The organism is Metabacillus sp. Hm71 (assembly GCF_051842955.2).
Lineage (GTDB): Bacteria > Bacillota > Bacilli > Bacillales > Bacillaceae > Metabacillus.
In genome coordinates, this window is sequence record NZ_CM200278.1 from 5,953,936 (window position 1) to 5,969,352 (window position 15,417).

The following is a 15,417-nucleotide window of genomic DNA, read 5'->3' on the forward strand; positions in this document are numbered from 1 at the left end:
CCTCCCCTATTGTTGAATAGCTGTTTGCGCTAATTTTGATATGGTTAGATCATCCATTGGCGGATTATGCAATCCTGCTCTTACATCTCTGTAGTAACGTTGCAATGGATTTGACAATTGTAAGCTTTTTGCTCCGACTATTCGCATGGCTTTGTCGACAACAGTAATCGCTGCATTTGTCACAATATGTTTGGTAACAAGCGCTCCGTTGGTCATTTTTTTAATACGCTGCTCATCAAGGTAAGCTTCTGCAGCACCATATAGTGCAAATCTTGCTTTGTATAACTCCAAGTCTATCTCGCCTATTAATGCTTGCACATTCGGCAGCCCGGCAATGGTGCCCTCTATACTATTTGGTGAATGAGTATTAGCAAATTGCACGGCATAGTCCCTGGCTGCCTGAGAAATTCCTAAATAGGTTGCCGAAATTAGGAGACCCCATCCATTAAGTTTGAAGCCAGTCTGATAACTTGGAATTTCTACTAAGTCAGACTCATCAACTGCTACGTTCTCTAATACTAGATCATGGCTGCCTGTGCCACGCATAGCGATTACATTCCAATTTTCTTGGATTGATAGACCTTCAGCTTCTTTCGGAATAAGAAAAAAACCTACCGTTTCCTTTTCTTCTATCCAAGCAGATGTTAAAAAATAATCTAGTACAGGTGAGCAGGTTGTATAACTTTTACATCCATTAATCACCCATTTTCCATCTACTTGTTTCGCATTTGTTCCTGGCCGTCCTCCACGAATGGGGCTTCCTGTAGCAACTTCACTCACCGCCCTGTTAATGATGGCGCCATTATTCACTTCATCAGCAAGATAGGCTAACTTTTCTGGATGCCAATTTCGATTTTCAAATAATTCTCCAACCGTCATTAATGTCCAGCCAATAGATAATGCTGTACTCCCATCATAGCTTCCCAGTTTTTCTTGTAAAAGAATGGCATCATATAGAGAAAATCCTGCACCACCGAACTCTGTTGGCAAAGTTAATTTGGTATAACCCATGTTTCGTAATGACTGAATATTTTCATAAGGGAAACTACCCTCCTCGTCAATGAGGGAGGCACGTTCTTTAAAATCCGTTTCTAATGGAGACAGACGTTCAATCCACTCACGTTGTTTACTATTTTTTATAAATAATTCTTGCATACCTTTGGGCCTCCTAACTCTTTTAAATAAAAAAGACTACTCCCCTTAATAATGGAAGTAGCCTTCAGTTGACTGATTAGCTAAGCTCATATGATAAAATTATTTTCCAAATATTATAAATATACTACATATCATAAATAACACTATTCCCATTTGTCAACTAGGAATTTTAATTTATATCATCAATCAGATGGAGATTTACTGAAAATATTTTATATCGACACCTTCATTTAGTTATTACGTAACGCTAATAAATATCTTGACACCAAAAAAACCCCCTTACAATTAAGGAGGCCCATACATTATATAAAGATTAGGGGGGGATGTACTATCATCATCGCCAGATTACCATTATCTTATACTAGCAACTTTCAATTTATTTGACTTTTTTCTGTAATTCTCTAATAAACCGTTTAAAGCCTTCCTGACCTGACTGATCCCGCTTAAAAACACCAGCATGCTCAAGAATCGTAGCAAAGACTTGGCCAACTTCCTCTAATAATGTTGGATAGGCCGTATTTTGATCTAAATGCGGATGATTCACTTTTATCTTTTTCGCCCATTCATAATGCTTGGACAGCTCTTCATCTTCCTGAATGCTAGTTAACTCATGTTCATTCACAAGAACTGTTGCTAGTTTTTTCAGTTCGTCTAAGAGTCTGCCTGGCAGCACCGCTAAGCCCATTACCTCAATCAGTCCGATATTTTCTTTTTTAATATGATGGACCTCTTGATGTGGGTGGAAAATACCCAGCGGATGTTCATCACTAGTTCGATTATTTCGCAACACGAGATCTAGCTCAAATAGACTTCCTCTTCTTCTAGCAATCGGTGTGATCGTATTATGCGGAGTTTCGCCAGAAAATGCGAGAATTTCAACCGATTCATCACTATAATTCTTCCACTCCTGCAAGATTTCATCTGCAGCATTGATCAAATCTTCTGGATGTTCTCCTTGCAGCCTTAACACAGACATTGGCCACTTCACAATCCCTAATTCGACGGAAGGATATTTTTCAAGCGTAAAGGCGTATTCTATCTCTGCTACCTCCATTGGAAACGTATGATGTCCGCCTTGGAAGTGATCATGACTTAAAATTGAACCGCCAACGATCGGCAGGTCAGCATTTGAACCAAGAAAATAGTGAGGATAGTGCTTAACAAAATCAAGCAGCTTGACAAATGTTTCCCGTGAAATCTTCATCGGTTTATGTTCGCCGGAAAGGACAATCGCATGCTCATTATAATAAACATATGGCGAGAACTGGAGGAACCACTGTTCATCATTTAGTGTTACCGGAATGATCCGATGATTTTGCCTAGCTGGATGATCCAAGCGTCCGGCATATCCAACATTTTCTTTACAAAGCAGACAGGTTGGGTATTCGCTTTTTTGCAGGCTTCTAGCAGCGGCAATGGCTACAGGATCCTTCTCAGGCTTTGACAAATTGATTGTCATTTGCAAATTGCCATACTCTGTGTGAGCTAGCCATTTTTCATTTTTCGCAATGCGATCTGTGCGAATATAATGAACATCTTGTGAAAATTGGTAGAAAGATTCGGTCGCTTTTTTCGGTCCATCTTTCCTTACCGTTTCTTGAAAGCGGCGAATAACCTCTCCCTGTGATGGGACAAAACATCCCATGATCTTTGTATCAAGTAAATCACGATATGTTACCGTGTTTTCAGGCAAAAGGTTATTCACAGCAGCCCAGTCTAATATGTTTTCTAAAATAGCTACCGGTGAAGTAAGCTTCTCTTCTTCTTGGACTGTTACCGCTTTAAAATCATCTAATTGTAAAACCTCTAGTACTTTGTTGCGTGTTAAAGGAACGTCCCACTCAGAAATAAGCTGTTGCTTCAATCCAAATTGCACTAATCGTTCAATTTCTTGATAAATATTAATAGACACGTCATCATCCCCTTGTAGCATTCTCTAGCATGATGTTGCAAGACGATCTGGGCTGTCTCGTAAGGATCTGACCTTTAAATTTTGAGACAGCCTCTTTTTTTATGCTGATCTTATTTTTCGTACCCGCGCGGGTTCTTTTGAAACCAATTCCAAGCACTCTCGATAATTGTGTGAAGGTCAGCATATTTTGGTTTCCAGCCAAGCTCATTGATCGCTTTTTCAGATGATGCTACTAAGATTGCCGGATCACCTGCGCGACGAGGAGCTACCTCAGCAGGGATCGGATGGCCGGTTACCTTTCTAGCTGTTTCAATCACCTCTTTTACAGAGAAACCATTGCCATTTCCTAAATTATAGGTTGCACTTTTGTTTTCTTTGCGCAGTTTATCGATCGCTAAAATGTGGGCATCTGCCAAGTCTGTTACGTGAATATAGTCGCGAATACATGTGCCATCTGGTGTGTTATAATCATCACCGAAAATCATGATTTTTTCGCGTTCGCCAAGCGCTACTTGTAAAATAATCGGAATTAAGTGTGTTTCAGGCTGATGATCTTCACCAAGCTTTCCGTCCATATGAGCTCCAGCTACATTAAAGTAACGAAGCACAACATAGTTCAAGCCATATGCCTGATTGCTCCACTTCAGCATTTTTTCTACAGCAAGCTTTGTTTCTCCATAAGGATTTGTAGGAACCGTTGGATCTGTTTCTACAATCGGGATATTTTCTGCTTCGCCGTAAGTTGCCGCTGTTGAGGAAAAAACGATTTTATTGACACCGAACTCTGTCATCACCTTTAATAGACACATAGTGCCATATACATTGTTTTCATAATATTGCAGCGGCTTCTCGACACTCTCACCGACAAGTGAATCAGCAGCAAAATGAATAACTGCTTCAATCTCATTTTCTTGAAACACATTTTTTAAAAACGCTTCATCACGCAAATCTCCTGAATAAAGCTTTGCCCCTTCTAAAACTGCCGGTTTGTGACCTTTTTGCAGATTATCAACAACGATAACCTCCTCATTTCGATCCAACAGCTCTGATACTGCGTGACTTCCGATATAACCTGCTCCTCCACATACTAATACTGCCACCTTTTTTACCTCCTATTTATTTACTTAGCTAAGCTCTTTCGCACCATCACCAACATTCGCTACATAAAATTCTGCTTTCAGCCCTGTTTTTTCATGATAGCTTTTGCCAACCTCTTCAATAAATGCTTCGAGGTTATCATTTTTTACAATTGATACGGTACATCCGCCAAAGCCGGCCCCCGTCATGCGCGATCCAAGCACACCTTCTTGCTTCATTGCTGCTTCAACCAAAGTATCCAATTCAAAGCCTGTTACCTCATAGTCATCACGTAGGGAGGTGTGGGAATCACACATAAGCTGACCAAAGCTTGCTAAATCACCTTCTTTTAGCTTTTCTACAGCTTCAAGAGTACGTGCATTTTCATATACCGCATGCTTTGCGCGTTTTTGATCGATTTTATTTTGAATCAAGTGACGATGGCTCTCAAATTGCTCTGGAGTTAATTCACCCAATGATTGAATCTGTAACTCTTTTTGCAAATCCCTTAGCGCTCTTTCACATTCAGAACGGCGTTCATTATATTTTGAATCCGCAAGTGTCCGGCGCTTATTTGTATTTGCAATGACAAGGGATGCATCCTTAAGGACAATCGGGCTATACTGATAGTTCAGGCTTTGACAATCCAATAAAATGGCATGGTTTTCCTTGCCCATTCCGATCGCGAACTGATCCATGATTCCACAGCTTACCCCAATAAATTCATTTTCTGCATGCTGACTCATCTTCACAAGGTCAACTCTTGAAAAACTTGTTTCATAGAGGGCTTGCAGGATCACAGCTGTTGCCAGCTCAATCGATGCCGATGATGATAAGCCTGCTCCGTTTGGAATATTTCCATAAAATAATACATCAAATCCCTGACTTATTTCGACACCCTTATCAATAAATTCCTTTAGGACACCCTTCGGATAATTGGTCCAATCATGTTCCTTCTCATATGATAACGGTTTATCAAGTGAGATCGAAATCACACCAACCTCCGGGAAGTTCATTGAATACATTTGAATTGTTTGATCATTTCTTAACGCTGCGAGAGCGTATGTTCCAAATGTTAACGCACAAGGGAAAACATGTCCGCCATTGTAATCTGTATGCTCACCAATTAAATTAACACGACCTGGTGCAAAAAAAGAGCGGATATCGTGACTAGTGTGAAATAGCTTTGTAAATTGCTCCATCATTTGTTCTCTCATTGAAATCACCCTTCATTATAGCTTATTTTGGTTATCACTATCTTTTTTTGTAAGAGAAATTCTATTTGTTACTTAAATTGTAAGTTTCAAAACCGAACGTTACAATGGTAAAATTACAAAGAGAAAATAGCACATATTTGCTTTAATTCTAAGTACATTAAACGTTAACTTAGTGTTTATTTAGCCTTATAGATTAAAAACGAAAGACAATTTTATCCCTTTTTTGCTTTCACACTCAGAAAAAGGGTATAAAAAGGGGGTTATTTTGCTATGGATAAAAAAACTGGAGCGATTGCTTTCCGTTTTACAGAGCATTATGTAAATCATGTAGCCCAAATTTGGTCTGTCGGATGGGATGAGCAGCATTCTTCTATTTATAATTGGAGCGGAACAGAACGTAAGGATCAGGATAAGTGCATTTTTCAATATACAATATCCGGCCATGGGGAAATCAATATTGATGGAAACGTGCATAAAGTAAAGGCTGGACATGCTTTCATTGTCAGCAGTCCGAGTAATTATCATTATTATTTGCCGAAGGATTCATTAAAATGGGAGTTTATCTATTTAACTCTATATGGAAACGAAGTGAAACGTTGTTGGGATTATGTCAAATCAACAGGCAACCAGGTTGTCCGCTTTCATCCAGAATCGGCTCCAATTAAGCTTGTGAAGGAAATTTATGACGAGGCGAGAGGCAAAAAAATCACCAATGCCTATGAAGGGTCAAGTATTGCTTACAAGTTTATTATGGAGCTTTATGTCCATCTTGCTAATATTGATAAACTGATGGAGGATTGGTCAGAAGGAATTATAAGCGCTGCCCTATTTGCCAAAAATTATTATCAAGATGATATAAGTGCCGAGGAAATGGCTGAGGCTTCACAATTATCCAAATATCACTTCACACGGCTATTCAAAAAAGAAACCGGCGTGACACCAATTCAATACTTAACAACTATTCGTTTGCAAAAGGCGACCGAGCTTTTACAAAATACGAAATACTCAGTTGATGAAATAGCCCAATTAGTTGGTTATAAAAACGCCAACTATTTAAATAAAGTCACTCGAAGGATGCTGGGGAAATCACCTGGGGAGATTAGGCAAGGGAAATGACCCATGCAAAAACGCAGCTGGCTGTCAATGGCAAGCTGCGTTTGTCTTTATTTATTTAAATCAATCTGTATCGATCCCTTTTGGTGCATAATGGTCATCGTTGTTCCGGGGGTCATCATATTTTCTAAAATATCCTTCGCCGCTTGCAGTGCAAATTCAATCCGCTCCAGCTTTTCCTTTTCTTCCTCACTAAGGCTTCCAGGTGTTTCCGAAAATTGTTTTACATACTGATGTGATTTGCGATGATAGCTTTCAATCGTTTCATATACATCATCATACAGTTGTTCAATTTCTTTCTTCATTGCCTCCGTCTCCCCTTTTAAACTCCTTGTCTCCTATGATACAAGACGGATTGAAATAGGTAAAACAATCTTTTTATTCTCCCTTTAAAAGTCGCTTATGTATCCATATAGCTGCCTGACAGCCATCCGCCATTGCGATTGTGACTTGCTCGGAATGTGCGACAACATCTCCTGCTGCCCATACATTTGTTATATTTGTTTCCTTTGTTCGGGGGTCTACTAGGATATGCTTATTCTCAAGCAGTTCAACACCTAATTGTTTCGCTATTTCCGAGTGAACGACATTGCCGCCAAAGCCGATAAACCCTTTGTCACCGGAAATGACTTCACCATTTTTCAGCTTAATCCCTTTAAAATCTGATTCATTTTCAGCGATCACCTCATCAATTGGTTCATTTACGACGTTAATGTTTTTTTGCACAAGTTTTGCTTTTACTTCTTGATCAAGCGTTTTTTGACCATGGTTGATGAAGGTTATTCTATTTGTCCAATAGGTTAAGGTTAAAGCAAGGTTTGCGCCTGTGTTGCCGGAGCCTAATAATAAGACATGCTGATCTCTTACCTCATAACCATCACAATCCGGACAAACGTAGATTGATATTCCCAAGCATGGTTCTATATGCTTGATTGGCGGGATATGGTCCTTTATCCCTGTCGCAATTAAGACCGTCTTAGTTTTGTACTGTTGCCCCAGCTTTGTTTTTAGTTCTATTTGCTTATCCTGTTTTTCCGCTTCGGTGACAAGATCCATCACAAATTCAATTCCAAAGGTTTTTGCTTGTTTATGTCCTAATTCTCTGAGAGTTTGCCCACTCACACCGTCTGGCCAGCCAAGGATATTATGATAGCCTCTGCAAAGATTTGATCGTCCATTTTGATTATCAATCACCAGCACATCATGCATATATCTTCCCAGCTGAATTGCAGCCTGGAGACCTGCAATACCTGCCCCAATGATAATACATTCAAATGTTTTCTTCGCCATCCGTACACGTCCTTTTTTTATTCGCTCAAATTAGAATGTGTAAATTCGGGTGGCATCATGCATCAAATGGGAAAAAGGTTGTGGATATCTCTAGATAAGCTGTTTTCGTAAATTATGTTGTGAATAAGTCAAAGTGATGTTTTAAAGTTAATTTTGCAGCCTCCTTTATTTCAACATTCTTTCCATCTAAAAAATAATAAGAGGTTTGAGTTTAAAAAACGAGGGTACTTTATAAGAAAAGCGCAAGCGCCTTGCTCAGCCCCGACAAGCATAAGACGCTCATGAATAGAAGGCGTTCTTTGCCTTCAATTCATGAGTGGCTAGACCCTAGAGGGGCTAGGCGCTGGAGCTAGACACTAAAACTAAGTACAAAACTTTATACTTTTTTAAACTTTAAAAGAAAACACATTCGATACTTAAAATTAATTTTTAATTGTGGGTAACTTTCTAATAAGCTGTTAAAAATTTATTATTCTAAGGAATTTTTGAATTATACGCTCGAAAAATTTAGATATTAACAGCTGAAATTTCGGTTAACAACAGATTATCCACAAAAGTTATCAACATATCCACAATTTCTATCCACATTTTGTGTGAGTACAAACGTTCGCCACAATATCTATTAGGACTTTTATCCACTATTCACAAGTTATACACAGGTTTTTCATCATAATTATCCCTATTCTCCTATTAAAAGACATTATTTAATAAATAACATTTTATAGTTGCTCCGATTTATTAAGAAAAGTAAAATCAGCTTCCACTGGTTGATTCCTTTGTTTTTTAGCTTCGCGCCTCTTTTTAAAATAAACAGGCCTTCCTGTAGATACTCTTGAATACCCCTCTACCATAAACGTAACCGCCAAAATCGTTAGCGCAAAACAGACGATTGGTGTAAAAGTAATCCAAGGAGCCCATTGCAGAAATTCTTTACTACCGCCGATCAGGCCAGACCACTCATTTGTAATGGAGCGCGGCGGATCCGCCTCATTTGCTCCAGAGTGAGACATTAATGTTCCACCAAAATAAAGATTGAATAAGCCAAGATGTGCCATGACAAGCAAGGTTTGTACGAATTGCTGGCCAAATAAGATGAAAAATCGCCCCTTCAAGATGGGAAGAATATGTTTTATGATGATATGCGGCTTCCTGCCTCCTAATGTTTTTGCACTTAAAACAAATTCAGCTTTGAATAATTCACTTGTTTCATTTCCGATTAACACCGTCAAGATCGGTACAGTTAATAAAGTTAACACAATAACTTCAATGAACATTCGCTCAAAAAGCGTGTAAGTATTCATTCCTGGATATTGAACAAGCACAGGACCTAATAAATAGATCGCAATAATCGTCAATGGAATAAAGTGAAAGGCATCAACTAAGCTATTTACATACCTTCGTATTCTTGAAAAATATGATCCTAGCATTAAACCTAGAGGTATTGAAATGACCATTCGAAGTGTCGCAATAACAAATGCCGCGATGATCGTAAATTTCGCCCCTATTAGCACCTTGCTTAACATATCGAAGCCAAGCCTGTCCGTTCCTAAGGGAGCTTCTACTCTCGGTGCAATTGGAGAAGAATCGATTAATTCATTATTTTCGCCAAAGATATGGTAAATCTGGCGTACCTTATGATCAACGACCTCTGAATAAATAAAGCTAGTGCAAAGGAGTCCAGTAATAAAGAGAAAGCCAATTAAAAATAGCGGCTGTTTAAATAATTTGATCATCAAATTGTTTCGCCTCCTTTAATCGTCTTTTCGAGAAGCCATTTAACAAGGTGGTAAAAAAGAAAAATCGGAACAAATATAAACAGAAGTAGAAAGGTAAAGACTTCAGGAATCATATAGGTTGTTAAATAATGAGTGATGCCAAAAATCCCAAATAATAGCTCGACAACCACTAATGAAGAAAGCATAAACCAGATTGTTTCTTTCATACGGAAAAATAAAGAGATCATTGTGTTGCGCAAAATATGGATGATTAAAATAAATGTGTGTTTTAGACCCTTTGCTCTCCCAAGTAAAACATAATCCTTGCCCAGCTCCTCTTCATATAAATGAAGCGTGATCCTGAAAAGCTGAATAGCGGGCAGAATAGCTAAACAGATAATCGGCAACCCATATGCTCGCGAATCCCCAACTGTCACAACCTTCATCAGCAGCACATCCGTTTTTTTAAATAAAATAATGACGAATAGCTGCAACAATAGCACGACCAGAATATCTGGCAATGACTCGAAAAAATAAATCACCATTTTTATTTTGTCTCTAAGCCATTTTGGACACTGCATGGTCCCGATTGTTAAGAAAACAGCTGTAATATAGGCTAAAAACAAGGCAGAAAAGATGAGTGTTAATGAATAAAAGGCACCATCTATAATAAATGGATATACTTTATATTCTTCGCCTCTTATGAAAAATGTCATTTGATCAAAATGAAAAAGACTATAGATGATTTTCCCGATCGTTTCGACTAACAGATGGAAATGGCCTTCACCTGTGTTTGTTGCAACAAATAATGATGGCAGTGCCCCAATCATGATAATTCCGATACATGCTGTTAAAAATTGCAGAAAAAGTGCAGCCGCTTTTTTCACCCTTTCACCCCCAAGGTTGTCCTTTTTTTACCAATTATACTATATTTATAAAGTATTTAACCGAAAAAGGAAACTAGGCAATCGCCGGTGCCTAGTTTCCCTGATACATTAATCTTCGAACTTTCATCTTTGCTGACAATTTACACTCCCTCTTTAAGAGTAAAAAAAGAGGTAACCTAAAGTCACCTCTTTAAACTACTGTTTATTAAAACCCTTACTCTCAACAAATTCCTTCATATACATTCTTGTTGGATTCGATAATAAACGTGCCATTTGTCCTGTCCATGTATCATTTCTTTTTCCGTTTGTCCGCTTTTCATAATAGCGTGAGATATCTTGATCATATTGTTTAAGCTGTAATATATATGCTTCTTGATCCTGCTCATATTCTTCTTCATGATAAACATGCTCATAGGGTAAACGCTGCTTTTGATCAGGCTGGGCAAGCGGATAGCCCACTGCGACTCCAAACAGCGGAACAACACGAGCCGGCGTTTTTAACAGCTTACAAACCTCTTCCAGCTTATTTCTCAAGCCTCCAATATAGACAGCACCAAGCCCCATTGACTCGGCCGCAAGTACTGCATTTTGTGCCGCTAATGCTGCATCTATAACAGCTACCATGAATTTCTCCGTACTTTCTAACACTTCGTCTAAATCTTGATTGTACATTTCTGCAATTAGCTGATGACGGTAAAAATCAGCACAAAACACAAAAAAATGACCGTTTTCAGCTACATAGGCTTGGCCTCCTGCTAGTTCAGCCAACTTTTCCTTTTTTTGCTTATCCTTAACACCGATAATCGAATAAGCTTGTACAAAGCTAGAAGTAGAAGCGGCCTGGGCACTTTGTACAATGGTTTTAATTTGTTCTTCAGTTAAAGCTTTATCCGCAAACTTTCTAATCGAACGATGATCCAATATAGTTTTGATTACTTGATTCAAAGCTCACCCTCCTTTTTTATTATAGAATACCGCTTGTGTTCATTTTCTGCATTCTAAATGGCTTGAAGAAAAAAATAGAGACTAGTTCAAAACTAATCTCTGCAAAGCATTTCCTTCTTATACAAGCTCTTTTTGTTTTGTCTCTTCACCTAATAAGAGAACAGCCAAGGCACCGATGACAATCGAAATCCCGAATATAAAGAATATGGTCTGAATTTGTACGTCTGCCGCAACTAGATAACCTACCAGCAAAGGCCCTAATATACCTCCGACCCTCCCGAAGGAAGCTGCTAGGCCAGTTCCTGTACCGCGAACCTCTGTTGGATAGTGCTCAGGTGTATATGCATAAAGCGCACCCCATGCCCCAAGGTTAAAAAAGGACAAAAAGATTCCAGAAGTAAGCAATAAAGGAAGGGTTTCTGCATTTCCAAAGAAATATGCACTAGCAGCTGTTCCAATTAAAAAGGTGATTAATACAAATTTTCGTCCTGTCCGTTCAATTAAATAGGCAGCAGCAAAATAGCCCGGCAATTGGGCAAGTGTCATAATCAAAACATATTGGAAGCTTTTGATTAAACTAAATCCCTTTAGCACCATCACACTTGGCAGCCAAAGGAACATTCCATAATAGGAGAAAACGACTGCAAACCATAAAATCCAAAGCATCGTCGTTTGCTTCACATAAGACTTTGTCCAAACCATTGCGATTTTTCGGAATGGAGATTCCTTTTGCTTTGATACATTAATTGCTTGAAAGCGTGGTGAATCTGGAAGCTTTAAACGTAAATAAATCGCATAAAAAGCTGGTAATGCACTTAACAATAATGCGATCTGCCAACCGTAGCTTGGTATTACAAAATAGGAAATAAGTGCAGCAATTAACCAGCCTCCTGCCCAAAAGCTCTCTAATAACACAACGACCTTTCCACGTTCATGAGCTGGCACACTTTCAGAAACGAGTGTTGAGGCAACTGGGAGTTCTCCTCCTAATCCCATTCCAATAAAAAATCGTAAAATAAGAAATAATGCTAATGAGGTCACAAAAGCTGATAAACCGCTTCCGACTGAAAACAGGAGCAGAGTAATAATAAATACATTCTTTCTTCCGATCCGGTCTGCCATGATTCCAAATACCAAGGCACCCACTGCCATCCCAATTGAATTGACACTGCCAATCCATCCCATTTGAGATGCTGTTAAATCCCATTCAATTTGTAATGCAGCAATAATAAACGAAAGAATTCCCACATCCATGGCATCAAACATCCATGCTAAGCCTGCAATACTAAGTAATTTTTTTTTGGATATCTCTTTGGTTTTCATTTAAACCACCTTTCTCTTTCCCCTGTCTTTAATGGTGTCTTGACAGAAAAAGCTCTCCATATTACTTATACTGCAAACCCTTTTAAACATCAATATTTATTGCTTAACATACCAAATTCTTTCCTTCTTCATACGTTTTTTATCAATTGGGTAATTTATACTTTTTTATCTTGTCAATATGTGATATAGTAAGTGTAACAAAACGTTCACAAAACGTACTTTTTTTTGACACAAATATGAAAGCGTATTCTAAATATAAGGAGCCGATTAATATGGATGTATTTTTCGCCTATCTATTAATTTCAAGTTCAACTCCGTTGTTTTTATGGAAAGAAAATAGAAAGCTAGCCATTTGCCATATCCCCGTTGTCATCGGCATGTGGATCGTGTTTATTTCATATCTGTCATTTGATTTAGGAATGACAGGACATATCCTGTTCGGCTTATCGTTTTTCGCCAATGTGGTGATTGCACATATGACGATCTTCCATTTATTTGTTGTTCCGTTCTTTAAAATGTTAAAAAGTCCAAAAAGGATTTTACGTTAATATGATGAAGGATGACTTCTATGAGTCATCCTTTTTATTATATTAATATTGATTTATCAATTCTTCCTGCTTTGCATCTAGCTCTTCATTTATTTTCGCTATATATTGATCATAATCAGGCTGTTCTTCTTTAAGCAATTGCAAAATGTATTTCCCGATGATTTCTTCTGCTTGCTTTAAATCAATACTTTGTCCATTTTCAAAGGTATTTTCTCGTTTTCCGTTCATAATGGTCTTCTTAGCTTTATTTAACCAAGGGTACATGGTTTGGACGACTGAGCTGTTAGATAAGAAATAACTTGCAGAATTCCCTCCTAATAACGTGATTTGTTCTGATATTTCATTACTATTCAACCAATTTAAAAATTCAATGCTTTCATTTAGCTTGTCTGTTGATTTTGTAATACCAAGAATCCCTCCACCTAATAATGGGGTGTCTCCAGGTACATTCGCTATCCCAATTGAATCTTTAATATTGCTTTGGGAAACTACCGATAAGTGGTTCATAAAGCCTATAACCATTGCCGTTTTACCATCTACAAAGGCATTTACTTCTGCTCCCCACCAATTCGACTCAATCACTTGGGAATTTCGATAATTTTCATATAGTAGCTCCATGGCTTTTTTCGCCATATCTACATCTAGCTTTATTTCAGAATCATTTATTAATACACCCTTAAGAGAATAGTATCTCAATAAATATTCAGTAGCGATTGTTCCTGAATTCCCCGTAATCATTGCTGCTCCATCAATCTCTTTTATTAAATCAAAATCACTTTCATTAAAGAACTTTAAAATTTCATTATAAGCAGCAAAAGTTTTCGGTATCTTTAATTCTGATTTCGTCTTTTCAAAATATTTCCGTTTAACAATTTCATGTTTAAATATATCTTTTCTAAAGAAAAGCATTTGGATACTTACATCAAACGGCAGAGCATAAGTTACGTCATTAATATTTGCATAATAATCTTTTAAGAAGTATGGCAAATTATTTAAAACTTGATCCAAGTGTTTATTCAAGCCTTGTAAATTTTTATAGATTTTTTGACCATACCAGGAAAGTCCTACAACGTCTAACCGAATAATATCGTAGCTTTTCCACTTTTCATCATCTCTAATAATTTCAAATATATCGCTATTCTTTTTAATATCTAAATTGACTCGGATATTCGTATTTTTCTCAAAATGTGGAATAACTTTCATTAAAGCTTTAGTTGTTGGTGATTCAATTGTTAATATATTGATTTGTGATTCATATTTTGTATAACTTAAATGCTTTTCTAAAAACCCTATATTATCGTATATTTTTGAATGACTTTTATCTTTCAAATGAATATTAAGGATAATTTTTTTAACCAAACTCACACCTAAATATCCATAATCTTGAAAATAATAAAGAATTTCATTACTATACGTATTTTTAAAAGGTGCTATCGCGATGATTTTAGGTAAAGGTTTGGACGATCCATAATGATAAGCCTTTAAAAGCATGACTGCTCTTGAAACATTTGTAGTAATAATAAAATCGAATGATGTACTTTGTATCATATTAAACGCATTCTCATATTCATGGGCCATATTAGATTGTGAAATCACAATGTTCTTATTGTTTACTTGATTCAAAAATGATGAAATGAAGTCGCTTTCGTTAGAATGCTTCGCTTCATCAGTAAATACACCAATTGTCTTCCCTTCAAAAAGATTCATATAAGCGGCCATGTCTATCCCCGCTTTTTTGAAATCAAAAGAGATAAACTCTAAGGCATGTAACGGACGGCGATTGATAAAAATAATATCACTTTTATTAATGGAAAGCTGATGATAGTATGCATTAGCGTCTTCTAGCGAAGAGACTGTCATAATTCCTGAAGGTCGCTCTTTAATAATTTCCTTAATAATTTCTAATTCTTTTATTGGATTATCATACGTACAGAACAATTTCACTTGATAATCACTTGCTGTCGCCTCTTTTAATGCACTTTCATAAAATGTGGCATACTCGTCTAAAGCAAGGGTAGGTAATATGATAATGATTGTTTGGCTATTGCCTGAACGTAAAACTTTTGCATTTTTATTTAGATTGTATCCTAATTCTTCAGCAGCCTTTAGTACAAGCTCCATTTTTTTAGAGCTAACATTTCCTTTGCCATTCAACACATTTGAAACAGTTCCGTGTGAGACACCTGCTGCCTTCGCAATATCTAAAATTGTTACCATCTTTTCCACTCCTAAAAA

The 15,417-nt window shown here is 37.4% G+C and carries 13 protein-coding genes; 2 read left to right on the forward strand and 11 right to left on the reverse strand.

The genetic code is table 11. The features are described from left to right. Positions 1–6: 6 nt before the first annotated feature. The 4 genes from ACSVDH_RS28985 to ACSVDH_RS29000 form a co-directional block, all read right to left on the reverse strand. A complete protein-coding gene (locus ACSVDH_RS28985; RefSeq protein ID WP_439252487.1) occupies positions 7–1,155 on the reverse strand; it encodes an acyl-CoA dehydrogenase family protein in 1,149 nt (382 codons plus the stop codon). Positions 1,156–1,531: 376 nt separating this feature from the next. After that, positions 1,532–3,061 (reverse strand): UDP-glucose--hexose-1-phosphate uridylyltransferase, encoded by a 1,530-nt coding sequence (gene galT / locus ACSVDH_RS28990; protein ID WP_439252559.1) that lies wholly within the window; start codon positions 3,059–3,061, stop codon positions 1,532–1,534. 116 nt (positions 3,062–3,177) lie between these two features. Continuing rightward, the gene (gene galE, locus ACSVDH_RS28995) at positions 3,178–4,167 is read right to left on the reverse strand and encodes a UDP-glucose 4-epimerase GalE (protein ID WP_439252486.1); all 990 of its coding nucleotides are present in this window, start codon (positions 4,165–4,167) and stop codon (positions 3,178–3,180) included. Positions 4,168–4,191: 24 nt separating this feature from the next. Next, the gene (locus ACSVDH_RS29000; protein WP_439252485.1) at positions 4,192–5,361 is read right to left on the reverse strand and encodes a galactokinase; all 1,170 of its coding nucleotides are present in this window, start codon (positions 5,359–5,361) and stop codon (positions 4,192–4,194) included. Positions 5,362–5,631: 270 nt separating this feature from the next. Here ACSVDH_RS29000 and ACSVDH_RS29005 point away from each other — a divergent pair, with 270 nt between their 5' ends. Beyond that, positions 5,632–6,477 (forward strand): AraC family transcriptional regulator, encoded by an 846-nt coding sequence (locus ACSVDH_RS29005; protein WP_439252484.1) that lies wholly within the window; start codon positions 5,632–5,634, stop codon positions 6,475–6,477. Between the two features lie 47 nt (positions 6,478–6,524). Here ACSVDH_RS29005 and ACSVDH_RS29010 read toward each other — a convergent pair whose 3' ends face one another. The 6 genes from ACSVDH_RS29010 to niaP all read right to left on the reverse strand — a co-directional run bounded on the left by ACSVDH_RS29010 (position 6,525) and on the right by niaP (position 12,634). Beyond that, positions 6,525–6,779 carry a hypothetical protein gene (locus tag ACSVDH_RS29010; protein WP_439252483.1) on the reverse strand — a complete coding sequence of 85 codons (255 nt, stop codon included), beginning with the start codon at positions 6,777–6,779 and terminating at the stop codon, positions 6,525–6,527. Positions 6,780–6,852: 73 nt separating this feature from the next. Continuing rightward, entirely contained in the window at positions 6,853–7,764 is a 912-nt protein-coding gene (locus tag ACSVDH_RS29015) for an NAD(P)/FAD-dependent oxidoreductase (protein ID WP_439252482.1), read from the reverse strand. A gap of 719 nt (positions 7,765–8,483) precedes the next feature. Continuing rightward, positions 8,484–9,497, reverse strand: coding sequence for an ABC transporter permease (locus tag ACSVDH_RS29020; RefSeq protein ID WP_439252558.1), 1,014 nt, complete (start codon positions 9,495–9,497; stop codon positions 8,484–8,486). After that, complete coding sequence (locus ACSVDH_RS29025; RefSeq protein WP_439252481.1) at positions 9,497–10,366, reverse strand: ABC transporter permease subunit; 870 nt, start codon at positions 10,364–10,366, stop codon at positions 9,497–9,499. The genes ACSVDH_RS29020 and ACSVDH_RS29025 overlap by 1 nt, the downstream gene beginning before the upstream one ends. Positions 10,367–10,561: 195 nt before the next feature. Continuing rightward, the gene (gene nfsA, locus ACSVDH_RS29030) at positions 10,562–11,311 is read right to left on the reverse strand and encodes an oxygen-insensitive NADPH nitroreductase (protein WP_439252480.1); all 750 of its coding nucleotides are present in this window, start codon (positions 11,309–11,311) and stop codon (positions 10,562–10,564) included. A gap of 117 nt (positions 11,312–11,428) precedes the next feature. Next, positions 11,429–12,634, reverse strand: a complete 1,206-nt coding sequence (niaP, locus tag ACSVDH_RS29035; protein ID WP_439252479.1) for a niacin permease NiaP — start codon at positions 12,632–12,634, stop codon at positions 11,429–11,431. Positions 12,635–12,906: 272 nt separating this feature from the next. Here niaP and ACSVDH_RS29040 point away from each other — a divergent pair, with 272 nt between their 5' ends. Beyond that, on the forward strand, positions 12,907–13,182 hold the full coding sequence (locus ACSVDH_RS29040) for a spore morphogenesis/germination protein YwcE (protein ID WP_439252478.1): 276 nt from the start codon (positions 12,907–12,909) through the stop codon (positions 13,180–13,182). Between the two features lie 42 nt (positions 13,183–13,224). Here ACSVDH_RS29040 and ACSVDH_RS29045 read toward each other — a convergent pair whose 3' ends face one another. Further along, a complete protein-coding gene (locus ACSVDH_RS29045; protein WP_439252477.1) occupies positions 13,225–15,399 on the reverse strand; it encodes an extracellular solute-binding protein in 2,175 nt (724 codons plus the stop codon). Positions 15,400–15,417 lie beyond the last annotated feature (18 nt).

Bases quoted from the DNA above. Each gene is read 5' to 3' on its own strand.
- ACSVDH_RS28985 (WP_439252487.1), bottom strand. From the start codon at position 1,155: ATGCAAGAATTATTTATAAAAAATAGTAAACAACGTGAGTGGATTGAA.
- ACSVDH_RS29000 (WP_439252485.1), bottom strand. From the start codon at position 5,361: ATGAGAGAACAAATGATGGAGCAATTTACAAAGCTATTTCACACTAGT.
- ACSVDH_RS29005 (WP_439252484.1), top strand. From the start codon at position 5,632: ATGGATAAAAAAACTGGAGCGATTGCTTTCCGTTTTACAGAGCATTAT.
- ACSVDH_RS29010 (WP_439252483.1), bottom strand. From the start codon at position 6,779: ATGAAGAAAGAAATTGAACAACTGTATGATGATGTATATGAAACGATT.
- ACSVDH_RS29015 (WP_439252482.1), bottom strand. From the start codon at position 7,764: ATGGCGAAGAAAACATTTGAATGTATTATCATTGGGGCAGGTATTGCA.
- ACSVDH_RS29020 (WP_439252558.1), bottom strand. From the start codon at position 9,497: ATGATCAAATTATTTAAACAGCCGCTATTTTTAATTGGCTTTCTCTTT.
- niaP (WP_439252479.1), bottom strand. From the start codon at position 12,634: ATGAAAACCAAAGAGATATCCAAAAAAAAATTACTTAGTATTGCAGGC.
- ACSVDH_RS29040 (WP_439252478.1), top strand. From the start codon at position 12,907: ATGGATGTATTTTTCGCCTATCTATTAATTTCAAGTTCAACTCCGTTG.
- ACSVDH_RS29045 (WP_439252477.1), bottom strand. From the start codon at position 15,399: ATGGTAACAATTTTAGATATTGCGAAGGCAGCAGGTGTCTCACACGGA.